General features: G+C 69.6%; 12 protein-coding genes. 8 read left to right on the top strand and 4 right to left on the bottom strand.

The window, feature by feature from the left end; translation table 11 throughout:
• The first annotated feature begins 8 nt into the window (after positions 1-8).
• From DEU36_RS01465 to DEU36_RS01455, 3 genes are all read left to right on the top strand, one after another.
• A complete protein-coding gene (locus DEU36_RS01465; protein ID WP_120262610.1) occupies positions 9-1,568 on the top strand; it encodes an amino acid permease in 1,560 nt (519 codons plus the stop codon).
• Positions 1,569-1,636: 68 nt separating this feature from the next.
• Entirely contained in the window at positions 1,637-2,251 is a 615-nt protein-coding gene (locus DEU36_RS01460) for a ComEA family DNA-binding protein (RefSeq protein ID WP_259455167.1), read from the top strand.
• The gene (locus DEU36_RS01455) at positions 2,248-4,578 is read left to right on the top strand and encodes a ComEC/Rec2 family competence protein (protein WP_259455166.1); all 2,331 of its coding nucleotides are present in this window, start codon (positions 2,248-2,250) and stop codon (positions 4,576-4,578) included. The genes DEU36_RS01460 and DEU36_RS01455 overlap by 4 nt, the downstream gene beginning before the upstream one ends.
• 11 nt (positions 4,579-4,589) lie before the next feature.
• Here the strand turns inward: DEU36_RS01455 and DEU36_RS01450 are convergent, their stop codons facing one another.
• Positions 4,590-5,189 carry a TetR/AcrR family transcriptional regulator gene (locus DEU36_RS01450; protein ID WP_120262609.1) on the bottom strand — a complete coding sequence of 200 codons (600 nt, stop codon included), beginning with the start codon at positions 5,187-5,189 and terminating at the stop codon, positions 4,590-4,592.
• Between the two features lie 88 nt (positions 5,190-5,277).
• Here DEU36_RS01450 and DEU36_RS01445 point away from each other — a divergent pair, with 88 nt between their 5' ends.
• Both DEU36_RS01445 and holA read left to right on the top strand, forming a co-directional pair.
• The gene (locus DEU36_RS01445) at positions 5,278-6,393 is read left to right on the top strand and encodes a zinc-binding alcohol dehydrogenase family protein (RefSeq protein WP_120264298.1); all 1,116 of its coding nucleotides are present in this window, start codon (positions 5,278-5,280) and stop codon (positions 6,391-6,393) included.
• Positions 6,394-6,435: 42 nt separating this feature from the next.
• Positions 6,436-7,476, top strand: a complete 1,041-nt coding sequence (gene holA / locus DEU36_RS01440) for a DNA polymerase III subunit delta (protein WP_120262608.1) — start codon at positions 6,436-6,438, stop codon at positions 7,474-7,476.
• 61 nt (positions 7,477-7,537) lie between these two features.
• On the opposite strand, the gene rpsT is transcribed toward holA, so the two are convergent.
• From rpsT to DEU36_RS01425, 3 genes are all read right to left on the bottom strand, one after another.
• Entirely contained in the window at positions 7,538-7,798 is a 261-nt protein-coding gene (gene rpsT, locus DEU36_RS01435) for a 30S ribosomal protein S20 (RefSeq protein WP_112614742.1), read from the bottom strand.
• A gap of 116 nt (positions 7,799-7,914) precedes the next feature.
• Positions 7,915-8,652: an alpha/beta fold hydrolase gene (locus DEU36_RS01430; protein WP_120262607.1), complete on the bottom strand. Its 738-nt coding sequence runs from the start codon at positions 8,650-8,652 to the stop codon at positions 7,915-7,917.
• A gap of 117 nt (positions 8,653-8,769) precedes the next feature.
• A complete protein-coding gene (locus DEU36_RS01425) occupies positions 8,770-13,662 on the bottom strand; it encodes an ExeM/NucH family extracellular endonuclease (RefSeq protein WP_259455165.1) in 4,893 nt (1,630 codons plus the stop codon).
• A 270-nt stretch (positions 13,663-13,932) separates the two neighbouring features.
• Between DEU36_RS01425 and lepA the strand changes: the two genes are divergently transcribed.
• From lepA to hemW, 3 genes are read left to right on the top strand one after another with little or no spacing between them, the layout of a single operon-like run.
• Complete coding sequence (gene lepA, locus DEU36_RS01420; protein ID WP_120262606.1) at positions 13,933-15,783, top strand: translation elongation factor 4; 1,851 nt, start codon at positions 13,933-13,935, stop codon at positions 15,781-15,783.
• Between the two features lie 26 nt (positions 15,784-15,809).
• Positions 15,810-16,469 carry a DUF1990 family protein gene (locus DEU36_RS01415; protein WP_120262605.1) on the top strand — a complete coding sequence of 220 codons (660 nt, stop codon included), beginning with the start codon at positions 15,810-15,812 and terminating at the stop codon, positions 16,467-16,469.
• On the top strand, positions 16,469-17,686 hold the full coding sequence (gene hemW, locus DEU36_RS01410) for a radical SAM family heme chaperone HemW (RefSeq protein ID WP_120262604.1): 1,218 nt from the start codon (positions 16,469-16,471) through the stop codon (positions 17,684-17,686). The genes DEU36_RS01415 and hemW overlap by 1 nt, the downstream gene beginning before the upstream one ends.
• The last annotated feature ends 9 nt before the right edge of the window (positions 17,687-17,695 follow it).

Raw genomic sequence — 17,695 nt, 5'->3', positions numbered from 1 at the left:
GGGGCATCATGTCCACATCTCAGCCTTCCCCCCGTACGACGCCGAACCACCCGCTCGCGCCACGATCGAGTGTCACGAGCTATCTCGGTGTGGGTCAGCTCGCTCTGCTGACGCTCGTCGTCGTCGCGAGCCTGCGCTCGCTGCCGGCGATGGCCGTCTTCGGCCTCGGCAGCGTGACGCTCTACATCCTCCCGGCGATCTTCTTCCTGATCCCGACGGCGCTCGTGGCCGCAGAGCTCGCGACCGGTTGGAAAGGCGGCATCTACGTCTGGATCCGTGAAGCGATGGGCAACCGCTGGGGCTTCACCGCCGTCTGGCTGCAGTGGATCCAGAACGTCGTGTGGTACCCCACGCAGCTGGCGTTCATCGCGGCCGCGCTCGCGTTCGTCTTCCTCGATCCGTCACTGTCGAGTTCGGGCTTCTTCACGGCTGTGGTGATCCTCGTGCTGTACTGGGGCTCGACGCTGGTGACGCTGCGCGGCGGGAACCTCTTCGCAAAACTGGGCTCCTGGGGCGGCATCCTCGGCACGCTGCTCCCGGCGGCCATCCTGATCGTCTTCGGAGCGATCTGGGTCTTCAGCGGCGAGAAGAGCCAGGTGCCGCTCACGCCCGACGCGGTCATCCCGCCGTTCACCGGCATCGCATCGATCGTGCTGATCGTGTCGAACTTCCTCGCCTATGCGGGCATGGAGGTCAATGCGGTGCACGTGAATCAGATGAAGGACCCCGGCCGCGGGTTCCCACGTTCGATCCTCATCTCGTCGATCCTGATCCTGCTCGTGTTCATCCTGCCGACCATCGCCATCTCGGTCGCGGTCCCGCAGGAGAAACTCGGTTTGACGAACGGCATCATGCTCGCGTTCCAGGAGTACTTCCAGCACTGGGGTGTGGGGAAGTGGGCGACGGCAGCGATGTCGGCGCTCATCGCGGCGGGTGCCCTCGCGTCCGTGATCACCTGGATCGCCGGCCCGTCGAAGGGCGTGCTCGCCGCTGCCGAGACGGGCCTTCTTCCGCCGCTGTTGCAGAGGAAGAACAAGGCCGGTGTGCAGTCGGGCATCCTCATGCTGCAGGGCACGATCGTCACGATCCTGGCGGCCATCTTCATCGTGGTGCCCAACGTCAGCGCCGCTTTCGTCGCGCTGATCGATATGGCGGCGGCGCTCTACCTGATCATGTACATGATGATGTTCGCGGCTGCGATCGTTCTCCGACGCACGCAGCCGAGCGTGAAGCGCACCTACCGCGTGCCGGCCATGGGGTTGGTCGCGGGTGTCGGGTTCGTCGCGAGCCTCGCCGCGTTCGTCTTCTCGTTCATTCCGCCGTCGGGGTTCACCGCGTTCTCGCCCGCGCTGTACCCCTGGATCGTCGGGCTGGTGATCATCGTCCTCGGGGCTCCGCCGCTCATCTTCTACGCCGCGCGCAAGCCGTCATGGGACATGCGAACCGCGGAAGAGAAGAGCGTTGCGGTCACCCACGAGGCGGACGCACCCGCCGCTGCTGGTGGCGGAACAGCGCCGAGCAGTCGGCGGCGCCCGGATCCCTCGTCGAGCCCTCCACAGACGGGGTGAGGTCTGCGGCGTCCCGAGGCAGCAGCCGGACACCGTATGGTCGGGGGCAGCGCGCCTAGCCTGACGGCGTGACTGCTCACGATCCTGCTCCGGCCCGGCGCCGCCTGGGAGTCGGCGCGCTGATCGTGCTGATCCTCGCGGCCGCGGCGGTCACCGTCGGAATCGGCGTCGTACGCTCACTCGCTGCACCGGTCGCGCTGGTGACGCCCGTCGTCACCCCGACCGCCGTCACTGACGACGTCGGCGACGACGCCGTGTACGTTCACGTCCACGGCGCGGTCGTGACGCCCGGACTCTACCGACTCGACGCCGGCGCACGGGTCGTCGACGCGGTGGCGGCGGCGGGCGGGTTCAGCTCAGCGGCCGATCCGGCAGGCGTCAATCTCGCCCGCGCCGTGACCGACGGCGAGCAGCTGTTCGTCCCCGAGCCTGGCCAGGAGCCGCCGCCGGATGCCGCGGGCGGGGGCGGCGCAGGCGTAACGGCCCCCGACCGCGTCGTCGATCTGAACACGGCGGATGCCGCGGCGCTCGACACCCTTCCGCGGGTGGGCCCGGCTCTCGCGGAACGGATCATCGCCTGGCGTACCGAGAACGGGCGCTTCACGAGTGTCGATGACCTGCTGGCGGTCTCCGGCATCGGCGAGAAGATGCTCGAGGCGCTGCGCGATCGGGTGCGGGTGTGAGCGGGCGCGTCCGCCGCCGTGACCTTCGGATGCTGCCCGTAGCGCTCGGCGTCTGGGCCGCCGCGCTCATCGCGACGAATCGTCCCGACCTCGCGGTCGCACTGGCCGGCGTACTGTGGGCCACCGCGTGCGTGCTGCTACCCGGGCTGCCGGTCCTGGCCCGCAGACGCCGTCGCGACGCTCGGCCACGACCGACGTGGATCGCGATCGCCGCTGTCGCGGTGGCGTTCTCGGCCGGGTCGGTGTCCGTGGTCGCGATGAACGTGCCCGATCGCGATCAGGCGCTCGCTCTTCCGCTCAGCGGCGGTCGCATGGTCGTCATCGAAGCAGACGTGACGGGCAAGATCGAGGCCTCCCCGACGGGCTGGCGCTTCGACGCCATCACGAGCCGAGTGCATGCTGGCGATGCGGACGTCGCGGTCAGGGTCCCGATCATCGTGCGCACGCCGGCACGTCCCGCCGGGCTCGACCTCGGCTCGGCCGTGTCGCTGACCGGCTCGGCTTCGCCCGCCCGGGCGGGGGAGCGGGCGGTCCTCGTCGTCACCTCGACCGCGCCCCCGAGCGTGTTCTCCACGCCGCACGGCCCGCTCGCTCTAGCCGCGACGCTTCGCGAGGCGCTGATCGAGCAAGCCGCATCGCTGCCGCAGCCTGGAGCCGGGCTCGTACCCGGTCTCGCTGTCGGCGACACCGCCGCTGTCACCGCGGAACTCGACGCGCAGATGAAGACCGCGTCGCTCTCCCACCTGACCGCCGTCTCCGGGGCGAACTGCGCTCTGGTGGTCGGCATCGCGTTCGTCGGCGCCGGGATGCTGGGGCTGCGGCGCCCCTGGCGCGTCGCGATCGGGCTCGCCGCGCTGTCCGGGTTCGTGATCCTGGTCTCACCCGAGCCGAGCGTGGTGCGGGCGGCTGCCATGGCCGCCATCGCGATGCTCGCAGCGCTGCTCGGGCGCGCGGGCGCGGGGGCCTCCGTTCTCTGCCTCGCGATCGTGCTCTGTCTGATCGCCGATCCCTGGCTCGCGGGCAGCATCGGGTTCGCGCTGTCGGCGACCGCCACCGCAGCACTCGTCTTGTTCGCCGGTCCGGTCAGCGATTCACTCCACCGCGCCATGCCGCGCCCTCTCGCCCTCGCTATCGCGGTGCCCGCCGCGGCGCAACTCGCATGCACTCCGATCCTGGTGATGATCGACCCCAGGCTGCCCGTGTACGCCGTGCTCGCCAACGCGCTGACAGCACCGGCGGCGCCGCTGGCGACGATCGCCGGTCTCGCGGCGTGCCTGAGCGTCGGGATGCCGTGGCTGGCGAGCGGCCTCGCCGTCATCGCCTGGCTTCCCTGCGCATGGATCGCCGCCACCGCCGAGGCGGTCGACGTCATGCCCGGCAACTCCATCGACTGGCTCCCCGATACCCCGGGGGTGGCGCTCGCCACGGTGCTCTGCGCAGCCCTTTTGCTCTCCGTTCTTCCCCGCACGCCCCGCCGGACTCGCGGGGTCTCGGCTGGGCTCGTCGCCCTCGTCGCCGGCGCAGCCGCGGGATCCGCCCTCGTGACCGGGCCGCTCGAGCGCGCGCGGACACCCGACGACTGGGCGGTCGCCCAATGCGACGTGGGACAGGGCGATGCCGTGCTCCTCCGATCAGGCGACACCGTCGCGCTGGTCGACACCGGCCCCGATCCCGCTGCCTTGGCGGCATGCCTCGACCGCTTCGGCGTCGAGCGGGTCGATCTGCTGATCCTGACGCATTTCGATCTCGACCATGTCGGAGGCGCCGACGCGATCGTGGGACGCGTCGGGACGGTGTTGCACGGCCCGGTGGCCGATCCGAAGGAGCAGGCGCTCCTCACGCGTCTCTCCGGTGCGGGCGGCAACATCGTCGAGGCTTCCGCGGGTATGGCCGGCCTCTTGAGTGACGCTGAATGGCAGGTCCTGTGGCCACGCCCCGGAAGCGACGCGTTCGCCCCCGGCAACGACACCAGCGTCGTGATCGATGTTCGTGGTGGCGGCATTCCCGCCACGCTGCTGCTCGGCGATCTGTCCGAAAGACCCCAGCTCACCCTCGGAGCCGCGCTGCGCGCGACCTACGACGTCGTGAAGGTGTCGCACCACGGCAGCGCCGACCAATCGGCATCGCTGTATCGCCGTCTCGACGCGCGTGTCGCCCTCATCGGGGTGGGGGAGAACTCCTACGGCCATCCGCGTGACGAGACCCTGGCGCTTCTGCGCTCGCTCGGCCACGAGATCGTCCGCACCGACGAGACCGGGGCAGCCGCGCTCACCGTGACCGACGACGGCATCCGCGTGTGGCGCGAGCGCGTCGCAGCGAGGTCCTGATCGAGGCGATGTCAGTCGACGCCCGGCGAGCCGTGGGCCGCACCGCCGCCCGCGTTCGCGAAAGAGATCATCCTGGCGTGCAGGTCGAGGATGATCGAGGCGAGCGATGCCGCGTCATCCGCGGCGGTCCAGAGATCGAGCGCCGTATCGAACAACCCCGCAACGATCCTGGACGTCAGGGCCGCATCGACCTCCTCCGCCCCGCGCCGCAGCAGCCCCTCGCGGATCGCGCCCGCCAACGCCGCAGACTTCGATCGCTCTCGTTCGATGAGGTGCGGATCCGATGCGATGATGATCCGACGCTCACGGATCCCCTCCCGCCAGGCTTCCAACTCCGGCGTCACCGCGAGCAGACCGTGCATGGCGAGCGCCATCGGATCGAGCCCGGCGGGCGCCGATGCGAGCGGCTCGACCACGACATCCGGGAACTCCCGTTCCCGGAGGAAGAGCACGTCGCGCTTATCGGGGAAGTGCCGGAAGAACGTCCGGGTCGTCAGGCCCGCCCGTTCCGCGATCTCCGGAACCGTCGTTCGCGCATATCCCTGCGCGCGGAACAGCTCGACCGCTGCCTGCTCCAGGCGCAGCGCGGCATCGGGGGCCCAGCGTGGCATACCGCGAGCCTACCTGACGACATGATGTGTCATCATGGGTGCGCGACCTATGACATTGCGTGTCATCACTTTCCGAATCGGAGCCCGCATGCCCCCGAACACCGCCGCTTGGCTCCCGTCCCCACGAGCGGATCTCGTCGTCGAACCCGCCGCGATGCATGAGCCGGGAGCGGGGGAGATCCTCATCCGCAGCCGCGCGATCGCGGTCAACCCGCTCGACGACGTCAAGCAGTGGACCGGGAACCTGATGTATCGCTGGCTCGGGTATCCCGCGGTGCTCGGCGAAGATGTCGCCGGCGAGGTGGCCGCTGTCGGGCCGGGGGTGACGCGTTTCGCCGTGGGAGACCGTGTGGCTGCGTACGCCGTCGGGATGGAGCGCGGCCGGCGCCACGAAGCCGAGGGCGCCTTCCAGCTCTACGTCGTCGTCAGAGAAGACCTGGCGACCCCGTTGCCCGACGGCCTTCCGTTCGAGCGAGCCGTGGTGCTGCCCCTCGCCGTATCGACCGCCGCCACCGCGCTCTTCCAGGACGACCAGCTCGCACTCCGCTCGCCGACGGCACAAGCGCGGCCGACGGGGAAGACCGTGGTCGTGTGGGGCGGCTCGACGAGCGTGGGGAGCAACGCGATCCAGCTGGCGGTTGCGGCGGGCTATCGCGTCATCGCCACCGCGTCAGCGCACAGCGAGGCCCGGGTGCGTGAGCTCGGCGCCCACCTCGTCGTCGACCGTCACGATCCCGGGGCTGTCGACGCCGTCGTGGCGGGAATCGGGGAGGACCCGCTCGTCGGCGTCGTCGCGATCGGGACGGGCTCCGGCGATGCGGCGGTGAGGATTGCGGCAGCCGGCGGAGCTCGACGCGTCGCTCTGCTGAGCCCGCCGGTCGCCTTCACGACACTCCCGCGGCGAGGCGGTCCCAGCGTGGCGTTCCTGCGCACCATGGCGAGGATCGGGCTGTCGCAACTCGCGACCCAGGTCCGAGCCCGCGCACACGGCGTCACTGCCCGATTCGTCTGGGGCAGTTCACTCATGAGCAACGACGTGGGTCCGATGCTCTGGCGGGACTACCTGCCCGCGGCTCTCGCGGCGGGCAGACACATCTGTGCGCCCGACCCGGAGATCGTCGGTGAGGGTCTGGAGAGCATTCAACACGCGCTGAACCTGCTCCACGACGGTGTTTCCGCACGGAAGCTCGTGGTCCGCCTGTAACGGCCACCGCACGGGGTCTGTGGTCGCGATTAGGCTGGGAGCATGCCGCCGAGCCCCCGCCGTCCTGCCGCCCGCAGCGCTGCGAAGTCGGCCATCAGGCAGCTCTCGTGGCGTGCCCCCGAACCGGCTCCGATCGTGCTCGTCGCGGGTCCTGAAGAGGTGTGTGCCGAGCGCGCGATCGCGGGTCTCCGCGACTACTTGAAGGCCGAAGACCCGAGTCTCGAGGTCTCCGACATCCGCGCCGACGACTACGCCGCGGGCACCCTTCTCGGCATGGCGTCGCCGTCGCTGTTCGGCGAGCCGAGGCTGGTGCGCGTCGCCGGTGTCGAGAAGTGCTCCGACGCCTTCCTCGCCGAGGCCCTCGCCTACCTCGAGAACCCGCAGGAAGGCGCCACGATCGTGCTGCGGCACACGGGCGCGAGTGTCCGCGGCAAGAAGCTGCTCGAAGCCATCCGCTCGGGTACGGGAGGCGGTGTCGAGATCTCGGTGCCGGCGATCAAGCGCGACTCCGACCGTTTCGACTTCGCCGCGGGGGAGTTCAAGGCAGCCGGCAAGCGCATCGCGCCGTCGGCCCTGCGGACCCTCGTGTCGGCGTTCGCCGACGACCTGACCGAGCTCGCTGCCGCGTGTCAACAGCTGATCTCCGATGTGCCCGGCGACATCGGCGACCAGGTCGTCGAGCGGTACTACGGCGGCCGGGTGGAGACGACCGCTTTCGCCGTCGCCGACACCGCGATCGCAGGTCGTTACGGCGAAGCGCTCATCACGCTGCGTCATGCTCTCGCCAGCGGTGCCGATCCGGTTCCCCTCGTCGCCGCCATCGCGTCGAAGCTGCGCACCATGGCGCGCGTCGCCGGCTCGCGGGAACCATCGGGCGCACTGGCCGCCCGCCTCGGCATGAAGGACTGGCAGGTCGATCGAGCCAAGCGCGACCTCGTCGGTTGGACGGAGTCGGCCCTCGCAACCGCGATCCAGGCGGCCGCCCGCGCGGACGCAGAGGTGAAGGGTGCCTCGCGCGACCCGGTCTTCGCTGTCGAGCGGCTCGTGACCGTCATCGCGACGCGGGCACCCTACGGGTCCTGAACGCGCGGCGGCAAAGCGAAAGGCCCGCCCCACGCGGGGACGGGCCTTCGACAGTGACGGCTCAGAGAGCGGCGACCTGCTTCGCGATAGCAGACTTGCGGTTCGCAGCCTGGTTCTCGTGGATGACGCCCTTGCTCACGGCCTTGTCGAGCTTCTTCGTAGCCTTCGCGAGCGCCTTCTCGGCAGCGGCCTTGTCGCCGGCGGCGATGGCCTCGCGGGTGCGACGCACCTCGGTCTTCAGCGCGCTCTTGACGGCCTTGTTGCGCTCGCGCGCCTTCTCGTTGGTCTTGTTGCGCTTGATCTGCGACTTGATGTTCGCCACGTTCGACGTATCTTTCGTTCGGAGTTTTCGGTGGATGTGCCGGACGACAGTAGAGGGATGCCGCACGGCGGTCGTGTGAGGGAGGAACCCACACGGCAAGCCGACTTCAGAGTCTATCAGGTCGCGTCGCGAGAGCCGGTATTCGCGAGGGTCGCGAGGGCGAGATCGATGACCGCGTTGAACACGCGCGGACGCATGGCGGTGACGAGGTGGCTGGTGCGGGGGACGACGATCAGCTCGGCATCCGGCGCGAGCTTCGCGAACAGGCGCTCGTTGACACGCAGCTGGTCGTACTGGCCGTTCACGAACCAGGTCGGCACATCGATCCGTCGGATCGCCGCGAGCAGGTCGAGCACCGACAGGCTGGCCAGCGCAACGTCCTGCGCATCGTAGGCGTAGCCGCCGGCGCCGAAGTCGGGCCGGGTCTCGACAGGGAGCGTCCGGTCGAGGACCCAATCGGTGATCCGCTGGCCGCGGCCCGGCAGGCGGTCGAACCCGAGGGCGAGCGCTCGGTACACCGCGAGGCCGAATCCACGGGGGATCGCCGTGCACGACGCGGCGATGAACGCCGAGACCGGGGGACGCTCTTCGCGACCGACGTAGGCGGTGCTCAGCAGCCCACCCATCGAGTGGCCCACCAGCAGTACCGGGCCGCGCTCGGCGGCATCCCGAACCGCATCGTCGATCGTGGCGAACGCGCCATCCAACGTGAAGGTCTCGGCCATCCGGGTACCATGCCCGGGCAGGTCGAGCGCGGTGACGGGGATGCCGCGCTCTCGAAGATGGGCGACCTGGGCGCGCCACATCGTCGCCGACGTTCTGATCCCGTGCACAAGCACCACCTGTGCGGTCATGTCTCCACCCTAGGGATCGCAAGCATGCACGGGGGAGCTGCTCAGCAAGCTCATGGACGAGTGAGGGCGACCGGTCATCCCGGGCCGCCCTCACTCCGCGTCAGCGTCGCCGCACGCTCATCGCATCGGCATCGCGCTGCGTCGACGCGTGACCGCGAGCACGCCACCCGCCACGAGGAGCATCGCACCGGCGAGGAGCACGCCGAGCGGCGTCTCGGCGCCGGTCACCGCGAGCTGCCCCGCACGCACGACGGTGATCGCGAAGTCGAGCGGCTGCTCGCCGGATGTCGAGATCCGCAGCGTGTGGGCTCCCACGGCGAAGTCCGCAGGGATCGCCACCCGGAACGAGGTCACACCGGAGTCGTCGGCGGCCGGGATGCCGCGAACCTCGATCGGTTCGCTGAACAGCGTCGCACCGATCTGCTGCCCGGGCTCGAGACCCGACACCCGCACATCGATGAATCCGCCCTGCTCGACTCGGGTCGTGGACAGGTCGACCTGCGCCCAGGTCCCGGTGCCGGGGTCGGTCCCCGGCTCGGTGCTCGGCTCGCCGATCCGAACGGGGACGGTGACGGTCGTCTCCGTGGCATCCGTCGTCAGGACCAGCTCCGCAGCGCCGTCGGGGAGGCCCGCCGGCAGCGGTACCGCCACGACCGCGCTCCCGCCCGCCACGGGTGCCGACGCGATGACCGAGCCGTCGAGCGAGACATCCACCGCGCCATTCTGAGGCGCGCCGAGGCTCGTCATGTCGAGGTTCGACACGGTGAGCTCGAGCATCGAGCCCGCAGCCGCGGTCTCGGGGACTCCCTGGACGCGGACGGCGTGCTTCGCGAACGACGGCGCGACCGGATGCTGCTCGCCGAGGTAGTCGATCCAGGCCTCGTGGTCGAGGAAGCCGGTGTCGACGTAGTCGGTGCCCGCAGCGAACGCGCGGAAGTTGTCTCCCGAGCCGGACGCGAGGAACGAGAGCGTGCCGATGCGGTACTCCGCGTCGAGGTCGAGCGGCTGCCCGTCGACCGTGACCGACGTGATCCGACTACCCTCCGGACGCGTGTCGTCGTAGGTGTACGACACGTTGTCCGACAGGCCCAGCTGCAGGTAGGGGCGCGACGGCACGTTGCCGTCCTTGTCACGCTGCCACTGCTGCTCGAGCACACGCACGAAGTCGGCGCCGGTGAGCGTCACCAAGGCCATCGTGTTGTTGAAGGGAAGCACCGCATACGCCTGACCCCACGTGACCGTGCCGTCCGGTACCCCCGCGACCGCGTTGGCGCCGAACTCGGCCTGCGTGTCGAACAGGTCGGCCCGGAGGCCGCCTGAGTTCGTCACTCCGATCTGCGCGCCGTTCGGCAGGTTCGCGAGGTTCGAGCGGATCGACTCGGCGACGAGGTTGCCGAGCGAGGACTCCGACGCCCGATCGTCGCGCTTGCCGCCGGCGTAGGCGCCATCGACATACGAGCCGCCCGAGTACGCGCTGGTGATGTCGGCGGAGATCGTCGCGACCGGCGTGTTGCCGATCTCGGCGAAGTCCGCGAGCGCCTTCCGGACGATCTCGTCGACCTCGGCCACCCGCGGGTAGGTCGCGATCAGGTCGGCGGCGGGAGTCTTCGTCTGCCCCACGTTCTCCTGCGTGTGAGCGACGACCTCGCCGCTCGCCGGATCGACCGAGAGGACGACCTTGCCGACGAACTCCCCGTACGAGCCGGTCTGCACGATCGGACGCGTCCGATCCGTTCCCGGGATCGGCGCCGACCACGCGTACAGCTTGTGCGTGTGACCGGTGTAGATGGCATCGACCTCGGGGGAGGTCTCGTTAACGATGCGAGCGAAGACCGCACTGTCGGCCACGGCCTCGTCGAGGCTCGCGTCCGACGCGCTGTCGGCCGCACCCTCGTGGTAGAGCGCGACGATGACGTCGGCCTGATCACCCGAGCCGTCGGTGAGGTCGGCCGCGACGCGGTTGACCGCCTCGACCGGGTCGCCGAACTCGAGCCCGGCGATGCCCGCGCCGCTCACCAGCGCCGCGGTCTCCTCGGTCACGACGCCGATGACGCCGATCGTGAGGCCCTGCGATTCGATGAGCGCGTACTCGTCGAACTGCGGGTCGGTCGTGCCACTGGCGTAGACGTTCGCCCCGAGGTGGGTGAAGTCGGCACGCGGGATGACGCGGTCGCGCAGGTCGGCGAAGCCGCGGTCGAACTCGTGGTTGCCCACGGCGCTCGCCCGCAGGTCGAGAGCGTTCAGCACGTCGATCGTCGGCTCGTCCTGCGCCAGCGACGACGCCGGGAGCGAGGCCCCGATGTTGTCACCGGCCGACAGGAGCACGGCGCCGGGAGCCGCGGCTCGCAGCTCCTCGATCGTCCCGGCGAAGCCGACGGTTCCGGGGATCTCCGGCTGCGCCTTGGTCTCGCCGACCGCGGGCTTGGGCGGCGTGACGCCGGTGATGCGGCCGTGGAAGTCGTTGATCCCGAGCAGCGTCAGATCGATCGGCTCGACAGGGGCAGCGGCTCCCGCCGAAAGACCGACCTTGACCGGGTCGTGGTCGGACGAGCGGTAGGGGCCGTCGTCATAGAACAGGGCGCCGTGATTGTTGTAACGGCTGTACTCGAACGAGACGGGCTCACCCGAGTTGATGTTCCAGATGTCGGCGCCGGTCGCGCGCTGGCGTGCCGCGTCGTTCATCAGAACATGGTCGAGTGAACCCGCGAGGCCCGAAAAGGAATAGCTCGACTTCTCGATGCCGAGAGCGACCTCGGCCGATTCGTAACCTGCGCCTCGCAGCACCTCGATGGGGTCTTCGCGGGTGTACGAGTTGAAGTCGCCCACGAGGATGACGGCGTCGGTGTCGCCCTGGATGGTCGGGACCCACTCGCTGAGCGCGGTCGCCTGACGCACGCGCGACTCGTTGGACTTGCCCTGTCCGTTCGGGTCCTCGCCATCGCCCGGCCAGGGTCCGGCCGAGCCCTTCGACTTGAAGTGGTTCACGACGAGGAGGAACTCCTCACCCCCGCCGGCCGGCGCGAACGTCTGCGCGATCGGCTCGCGTGCGTTGCCGAACGCCTGTCCGTCCGCCGAGAGCGTGCCGAGAGCGCGCGCATCGCCGACACGTTCGACGAGCGCCGGCTGGTAGATGATCGCGTTGGTGATCACGTCACGCAGGGATGCCGGCGGGAGCTCGGCCGACGACGGAACATAGGCCCACTTGCCGGGCTCCGAAGCAGCGTTCAGCGCCGCGACCAGCGAAGCCGTCGCTTCGTCGACGGTCTCGCCGAGCGCTGCGGAGTCCTCGATCTCCATCAGACCCACGACAGAGGCGTCGAGGGTGTTGATCGCCGCGACGATCTTCGCCTGCTGACGCTCGAGGTCATCGGCGTCCCACGCTCCGCGCTGATCGCAGCCGCCCTGCACGTTGACGCCGTCGCCGGTGCGATCTGTGTAAGCGTCACAATCGCTGTCGTCGACCCCCAATGTCGTGAAGTAGTTCAGGACGTTGAACGACGCCACGCTGAGATCGCCGCCGACCGCTGCCGGGGAGGCCGGGCGATCGACGGTGAAAAGGACCTGGTCGCCCGCGCCGGTCGCGTCGCCGACGCGGAACTGCGTCGGATTCAGCTTCCAGGTGTCGTTGCGGTAGTCCAGGACGTACGCGCCGCTCAGGGTCGCGCTGCCGCCGACCACGGGCGGCTCGTCGAGCGACAGGTACGCGGGGATCAGATCGCCGTTCACCAGCGCACCCGTATCGCGGTCTCGCGCCGCGAAGTTGATGGAGCCACCGTCGTCGAGCACGACTCCACGTGCGAGGTTGTCGGCAGCGACCGCCGCGGCCTCGGCAGATCCGGGTCGCGCGGCATCCGTCGGCTGGCGCAGCGGCGTGCCATCGGTCGCCAGACCCACCTCGCCGTACTGGCCGGTCGAGTAGGTGTTGCTGATGGTGAACTGCTCGTCGACCTCGACGAGCATCGACTCGAGCGCCTCGCGCGCAGCGACGTCACGCGGCCATTCCGCGAGAGTCACCGGCGCGGGAGCTACTGCGGCCGCGTCCAGCCGCTCAGCCGCACCGGCCGCGACGGAGAGCTGGGTGAGCCCGTTGAACTCGCTCGCGACACCCGTCACCCGCACGTTGTCGCCGAGTGCGACCTCGCGTGCCACCGCCGCTGTGCGGGTGTAGACGAAAACGGCATCCGAAGACGTGCGGTCGGGGTCGTAGGCGCCGCCGCTGCCGGCGGTCTGAATGACGTAACCGTTGTAGCCGCCGGTCGCGTAGTGCGCGGTGACGACGCCCTCGGTCGTGACGGTCGTGCCGGCAAGGGGAGTGGCGTCGCCGGAGCCCTGGATCTCGGCGATCGAGACCACCGCGGGCTCGGCCGGCTGCTCCGGCTCGCCGGGCTCTTCCGGCGGGCCTGCGACGCGTCCTTGCGGTGTCGGCGCACCCGCGGTGAAGTCCGCGGCATTGTCTGCCGAATTGCTACCGTCCATGCTCCGCGCGACGCTCGTCGCGTTGGACGTCGCGGGTGCCGCAGCCGAGCCGGCGAAGTCCGTCGCGTTGCCCCAGCCGACGTAGTCGACGACTGTGTCGTTCTGGGCGAGGCCCGATCCGCCGCTGAGCGCGGTCGTCGAGCTCACGAGCGCGACCTTGCCCTGGGTGCCGCTCATCGGGATGGAGCCCTCGATGTCGGCGGTGAAGCCCGGGAGCTGGGCATCGCCGCCGACCGCCTGGCCGATCAGCAGATGTCCGCCGGGCTCGATCGTCGCGCCCGCCAGCGTGGTGACCTGCCAGCTGGAGCCCGTGGCGGAGGCGTACTGAACGCTCCAGCCGTCGAGCGAGACGGCCGCATCCGAGGTGTTGCGCAGCTCGATGAAGTCACGATTCAGCGGGGCACCGCTGTTGCCGCCACCGCCGTAGATCTCGTTGATCACGACGGGCGCGTCGGCGCTGACGGCGGCAGTCGCCGGCATCGCGGCCCAACCCACACCTCCCGCCACGATCGCGACGGCGGCGCTGGAGGCCACCCATCTCTGCCAGGGTCGTCGCGCGGGCGCGACAGGGTCTGCTGTGATCACGGTGCTCTCCCGGGGGCGGACCGGGCACGGGGATTTCGCGCAATTGCCGGCCGCCGCATTGAGCATTCGACGCCACTGATGTGTTCGGCAAGTAGCGGAATGGTTAATTGTTTTTCACCAGACCAGTTACTGGCGTGTCCGTCGCCGGTCCTCGTACCATCACGCGCGCGAGCTTCTGCGGCAGTGTCGTCTCGCCACCCCGGGTAGACTTCCCGGGACATGTCTCCGCGCGCACTCCAGCCGCTCGCGCCTGCCGCAACGCCGCCCGAGCTCATCCGCAACTTCTGCATCATCGCCCACATCGACCACGGCAAGTCCACGCTGGCCGATCGGATGCTGCAGATCACCGGCGTTGTCGCCGACCGCGACATGCGCGCTCAGTACCTCGACCGTATGGACATCGAGCGTGAGCGCGGCATCACGATCAAGAGCCAGGCGGTGCGGATGCCGTGGTCGAAGGACTCGGGCACGTTCGCGCTCAACATGATCGACACGCCGGGTCACGTCGACTTCACCTACGAGGTCAGCCGATCGCTCGCGGCGTGCGAGGGTGCGATCCTGCTCGTCGACGCGGCGCAGGGCATCGAGGCTCAGACCCTTGCGAACCTGTACCTCGCGCTCGAGAACGATCTGCAGATCATTCCGGTGCTGAACAAGATCGACCTTCCCGCTGCCGACCCCGAGAAGTACGCGGCCGAGCTCGCGAACCTGATCGGCGGCGACCCGGAAGACGTCCTTCGCGTGAGCGGCAAGACCGGCATGGGCGTCGAGGAGTTGCTGGATCGCATCGTCGACCGCATCCCGGCCCCCGTCGGAGACCCCGACGCTCCGGCGCGCGCCATGATCTTCGACTCGGTCTACGACGCCTACCGCGGTGTGGTCACCTACGTCCGCATGGTCGATGGCAAGCTCGAGCCCCGCGAGCGCATCCAGATGATGTCGACGCGCGCGACGCACGAGCTGCTCGAGATCGGCGTGTCGAGCCCCGAGCCGATTCCCACCAAGGGACTCGGCGTCGGCGAGGTCGGCTACCTCATCACCGGCGTGAAGGACGTCCGCCAGTCCAAGGTCGGTGACACGATCACCAATCATCGGAAGCCCGCGACGGAGGCCCTGCCGGGGTACACCGACCCGAAGCCGATGGTGTTCTCGGGCATCTACCCGATCGACGGCAGCGACTACGGCGACCTCCGCGAGGCGCTCGACAAGCTGAAGCTGTCGGACGCGTCGCTGCAGTACGAGCCCGAGACCTCCGTCGCCCTCGGTTTCGGCTTCCGATGCGGCTTCCTCGGGCTTCTCCACCTCGAGATCATCACCGAGCGCCTGTCACGCGAGTTCGGCCTCGACCTCATCACCACCGCGCCGTCGGTGACCTACGAGGTCGCGACCGACACCGGCGAGACCGTCGTGGTGACCAACCCCAGCGAGTACCCCGACGGGCGCGTCGCCGAGGTGTCGGAGCCGGTCGTCAAGGTCGGCATCCTCGCGCCGAAGGACTACGTCGGCACCGTCATGGAGCTGTGCCAGTCGCGTCGCGGCACGCTGCTGGGCATGGACTATCTGAGCGAAGACCGCGTCGAGCTGCGCTACAACATGCCGCTCGGCGAGATCGTGTTCGACTTCTTCGATCACCTCAAGTCGCGCACGCAGGGCTACGCGAGCCTCGACTACGAGCCCGCCGGATCGCAGACCGCCGACCTGGTGAAAGTCGACATCCTGCTGCAGGGCGAGAAGGTCGACGCTTTCAGCTCGATCGTCCATCGCGAGAAGGCGTACGCCTACGGCACGATGATGACCGAGCGCCTGCGCAAGCTCATCCCGCGCCAGCAGTTCGAGGTGCCGATCCAGGCCGCCATCGGCGCGCGCATCATCGCCCGCGAGAACATCCGCGCCATCCGCAAGGACGTCCTCGCCAAGTGCTACGGCGGTGACATCACCCGCAAGCGCAAGCTCCTCGAGAAGCAGAAAGAGGGCAAGAAGCGCATGAAGATGGTGGGTCGTGTCGAGGTGCCGCAGGAGGCGTTCATCGCCGCGCTGTCGGGCGACGTCGAAGGCAAGGACAAGAAGTAGCCCCACCGGGAGCAACGAGGAGACCCATGCATCAGCGACGCGGGACCTTCCGAGACGAGACCGTCGACTACGCGGCGGTCGGTGCGACGCGCGCGCACGACCTGATGGCGTATCCGCCGGAGCAGAGCATCCCCGCCGAGGATGCCTGGCGCATCGGCAGCGGGCAGTCTCGGTTCGACACCGCCGCCGACCTCCTGATGTCGTGGGCGGCGCTCCGAGGCGCGGGGCTGCGGGTGGCCGATGTCCGGCCGGCCTCAGGTCCGATGTACACCGGCGTCGCGTTCGACGACCAGGGCAACGCCGTCGCGCCCAGCAGCATGGACCACGAGCAGCGCTTCGCGGCGGACGGCACTCCCTACGTGGGTGCCGGCACGACGCTACGGGTCCATGGGCGAGTGTCGGGTCTGAACGCGGATGCCGAACTCCGCGTGATCTTCGTCGACGAGGAGCCCCGACGCGTCGCGTTCGCTCTCGGTACGGTCGGCGGTTCCGTGGTCAGCGGGGAGGAGTCTTTCCTCCTCGAGTGGCGCGACAACGACGAGGTGTGGTTCGTGGTGCGCGCGTTCGACAGGCCGACGGCGCTGGCCTACCGCATGCTCAAGGGCCTCGTCCGCCGCCGCCGCCGGCTGCTGTTCCAGGGATACCTTCGCGCGATCTCGCCGCTGTACGCGACGCCCGGCGCCTGATGGGGGCGGCACTGCCGATCGGTGATCCGGTGCCGGTCGGCGGCACCCTGCCCGACGACCTCGTCATCGCCCCCGACGTTCCGTTCGGGGTGTACGTGCACGTCCCGTTCTGCCGCGTGCGATGCGGCTACTGCGATTTCAACACGTACACAGCCACGGAACTGCGCGGTGCTCGTCAGGACGCGTACGCCGACGAGGTGCTGCGCGAGATCGCCCTGTCGGCTGCCCTGATCGACGAGCGCGGCCCCCGTCGTGCGGCACAGACGGTGTTCTTCGGCGGCGGCACCCCCACGCTGCTACCGGCGGGAGATCTCGCGCGGATGCTGAGCGGCGTGCGTGAGACGTTCGGCATCGCCGCGGGTGCGGAGGTCACCGTCGAGGCGAACCCCGACACGATGAGTCCACGAGTCGCCGACGAACTGGCGGCCGCCGGTGTCACCCGTCTGTCGATCGGCATGCAGTCCGCCGTGCCGCACGTGCTGGCTGCGCTCGATCGCACGCATGATCCCGCCAACGTGTCGACCGCCGTCGCCGCTGCCCGCGGGGCTGGGCTCGACGTCTCGGTCGACCTGATCTACGGCGCGCCGGGGGAGAGCCTCGACGATTGGCGACGCTCCGTCGACACCGCCGTCTCGCTCGAGCCCGATCACGTGTCCGCCTACGCCCTGATCATCGAGGAGGGCACGCGCCTCGAGCGGCAGATCCGACGCGGCGAGGTCGCCGCGCCCGACGATGATCTGCAGGCCGACATGTACGAGCTGGCCGACGAAAGCCTGGCCGACGCGGGCTTCTCCTGGTACGAGGTGTCGAACTGGGCGAGGTCGACGGATCAACGCTCGCGCCACAACCTCGCCTACTGGCGGGGGACCGATTGGTGGGGCTACGGGCCCGGCGCCCACAGCCACGTCGCCGGTCTCCGGTGGTGGAACGTCAAGCATCCCGCCGCGTACGCCCAGCGACTGGCAGCGGGACACTCGCCCGCGGCGGGCCGGGAGCGCCCCGATGCGGACGCGCTGCGGCTGGAGTCCGTGCTCCTGCGCTCTCGCATCGTCGAAGGGCTCGGGATCGACGAGTTGGGCGACCCCGGCCGGCGAGCCGTGGCCTCGCTCATCGCCGACGGCCTGATCGAGGGCGCCGACGCGGTGCGCGGGCGCATCGTGCTCACCCGGCGCGGACGTCTCATGGCCGACGCCGTCGTTCGCGCACTGACGGAGTGACCGCCGGGA

The sequence above is a fragment of the Microbacterium sp. AG238 genome, assembly GCF_003610405.1.
Classification (GTDB): Bacteria; Actinomycetota; Actinomycetes; order Actinomycetales; family Microbacteriaceae; genus Microbacterium.
Note: the sequence above shows the minus strand (reverse complement) of the source record. Positions and strands in the feature narration are given on the sequence as shown.

Coding starts and splice junctions, on each gene's coding strand:
- holA (WP_120262608.1), top strand. CDS start 6,436: ATGCCGCCGAGCCCCCGCCGTCCTGCCGCCCGCAGCGCTGCGAAGTCG.
- DEU36_RS01445 (WP_120264298.1), top strand. CDS start 5,278: ATGCCCCCGAACACCGCCGCTTGGCTCCCGTCCCCACGAGCGGATCTC.
- DEU36_RS01450 (WP_120262609.1), bottom strand. CDS start 5,189: ATGCCACGCTGGGCCCCCGATGCCGCGCTGCGCCTGGAGCAGGCAGCG.
- hemW (WP_120262604.1), top strand. CDS start 16,469: ATGGGGGCGGCACTGCCGATCGGTGATCCGGTGCCGGTCGGCGGCACC.
- lepA (WP_120262606.1), top strand. CDS start 13,933: ATGTCTCCGCGCGCACTCCAGCCGCTCGCGCCTGCCGCAACGCCGCCC.
- DEU36_RS01415 (WP_120262605.1), top strand. CDS start 15,810: ATGCATCAGCGACGCGGGACCTTCCGAGACGAGACCGTCGACTACGCG.
- DEU36_RS01430 (WP_120262607.1), bottom strand. CDS start 8,652: ATGACCGCACAGGTGGTGCTTGTGCACGGGATCAGAACGTCGGCGACG.
- DEU36_RS01465 (WP_120262610.1), top strand. CDS start 9: ATGTCCACATCTCAGCCTTCCCCCCGTACGACGCCGAACCACCCGCTC.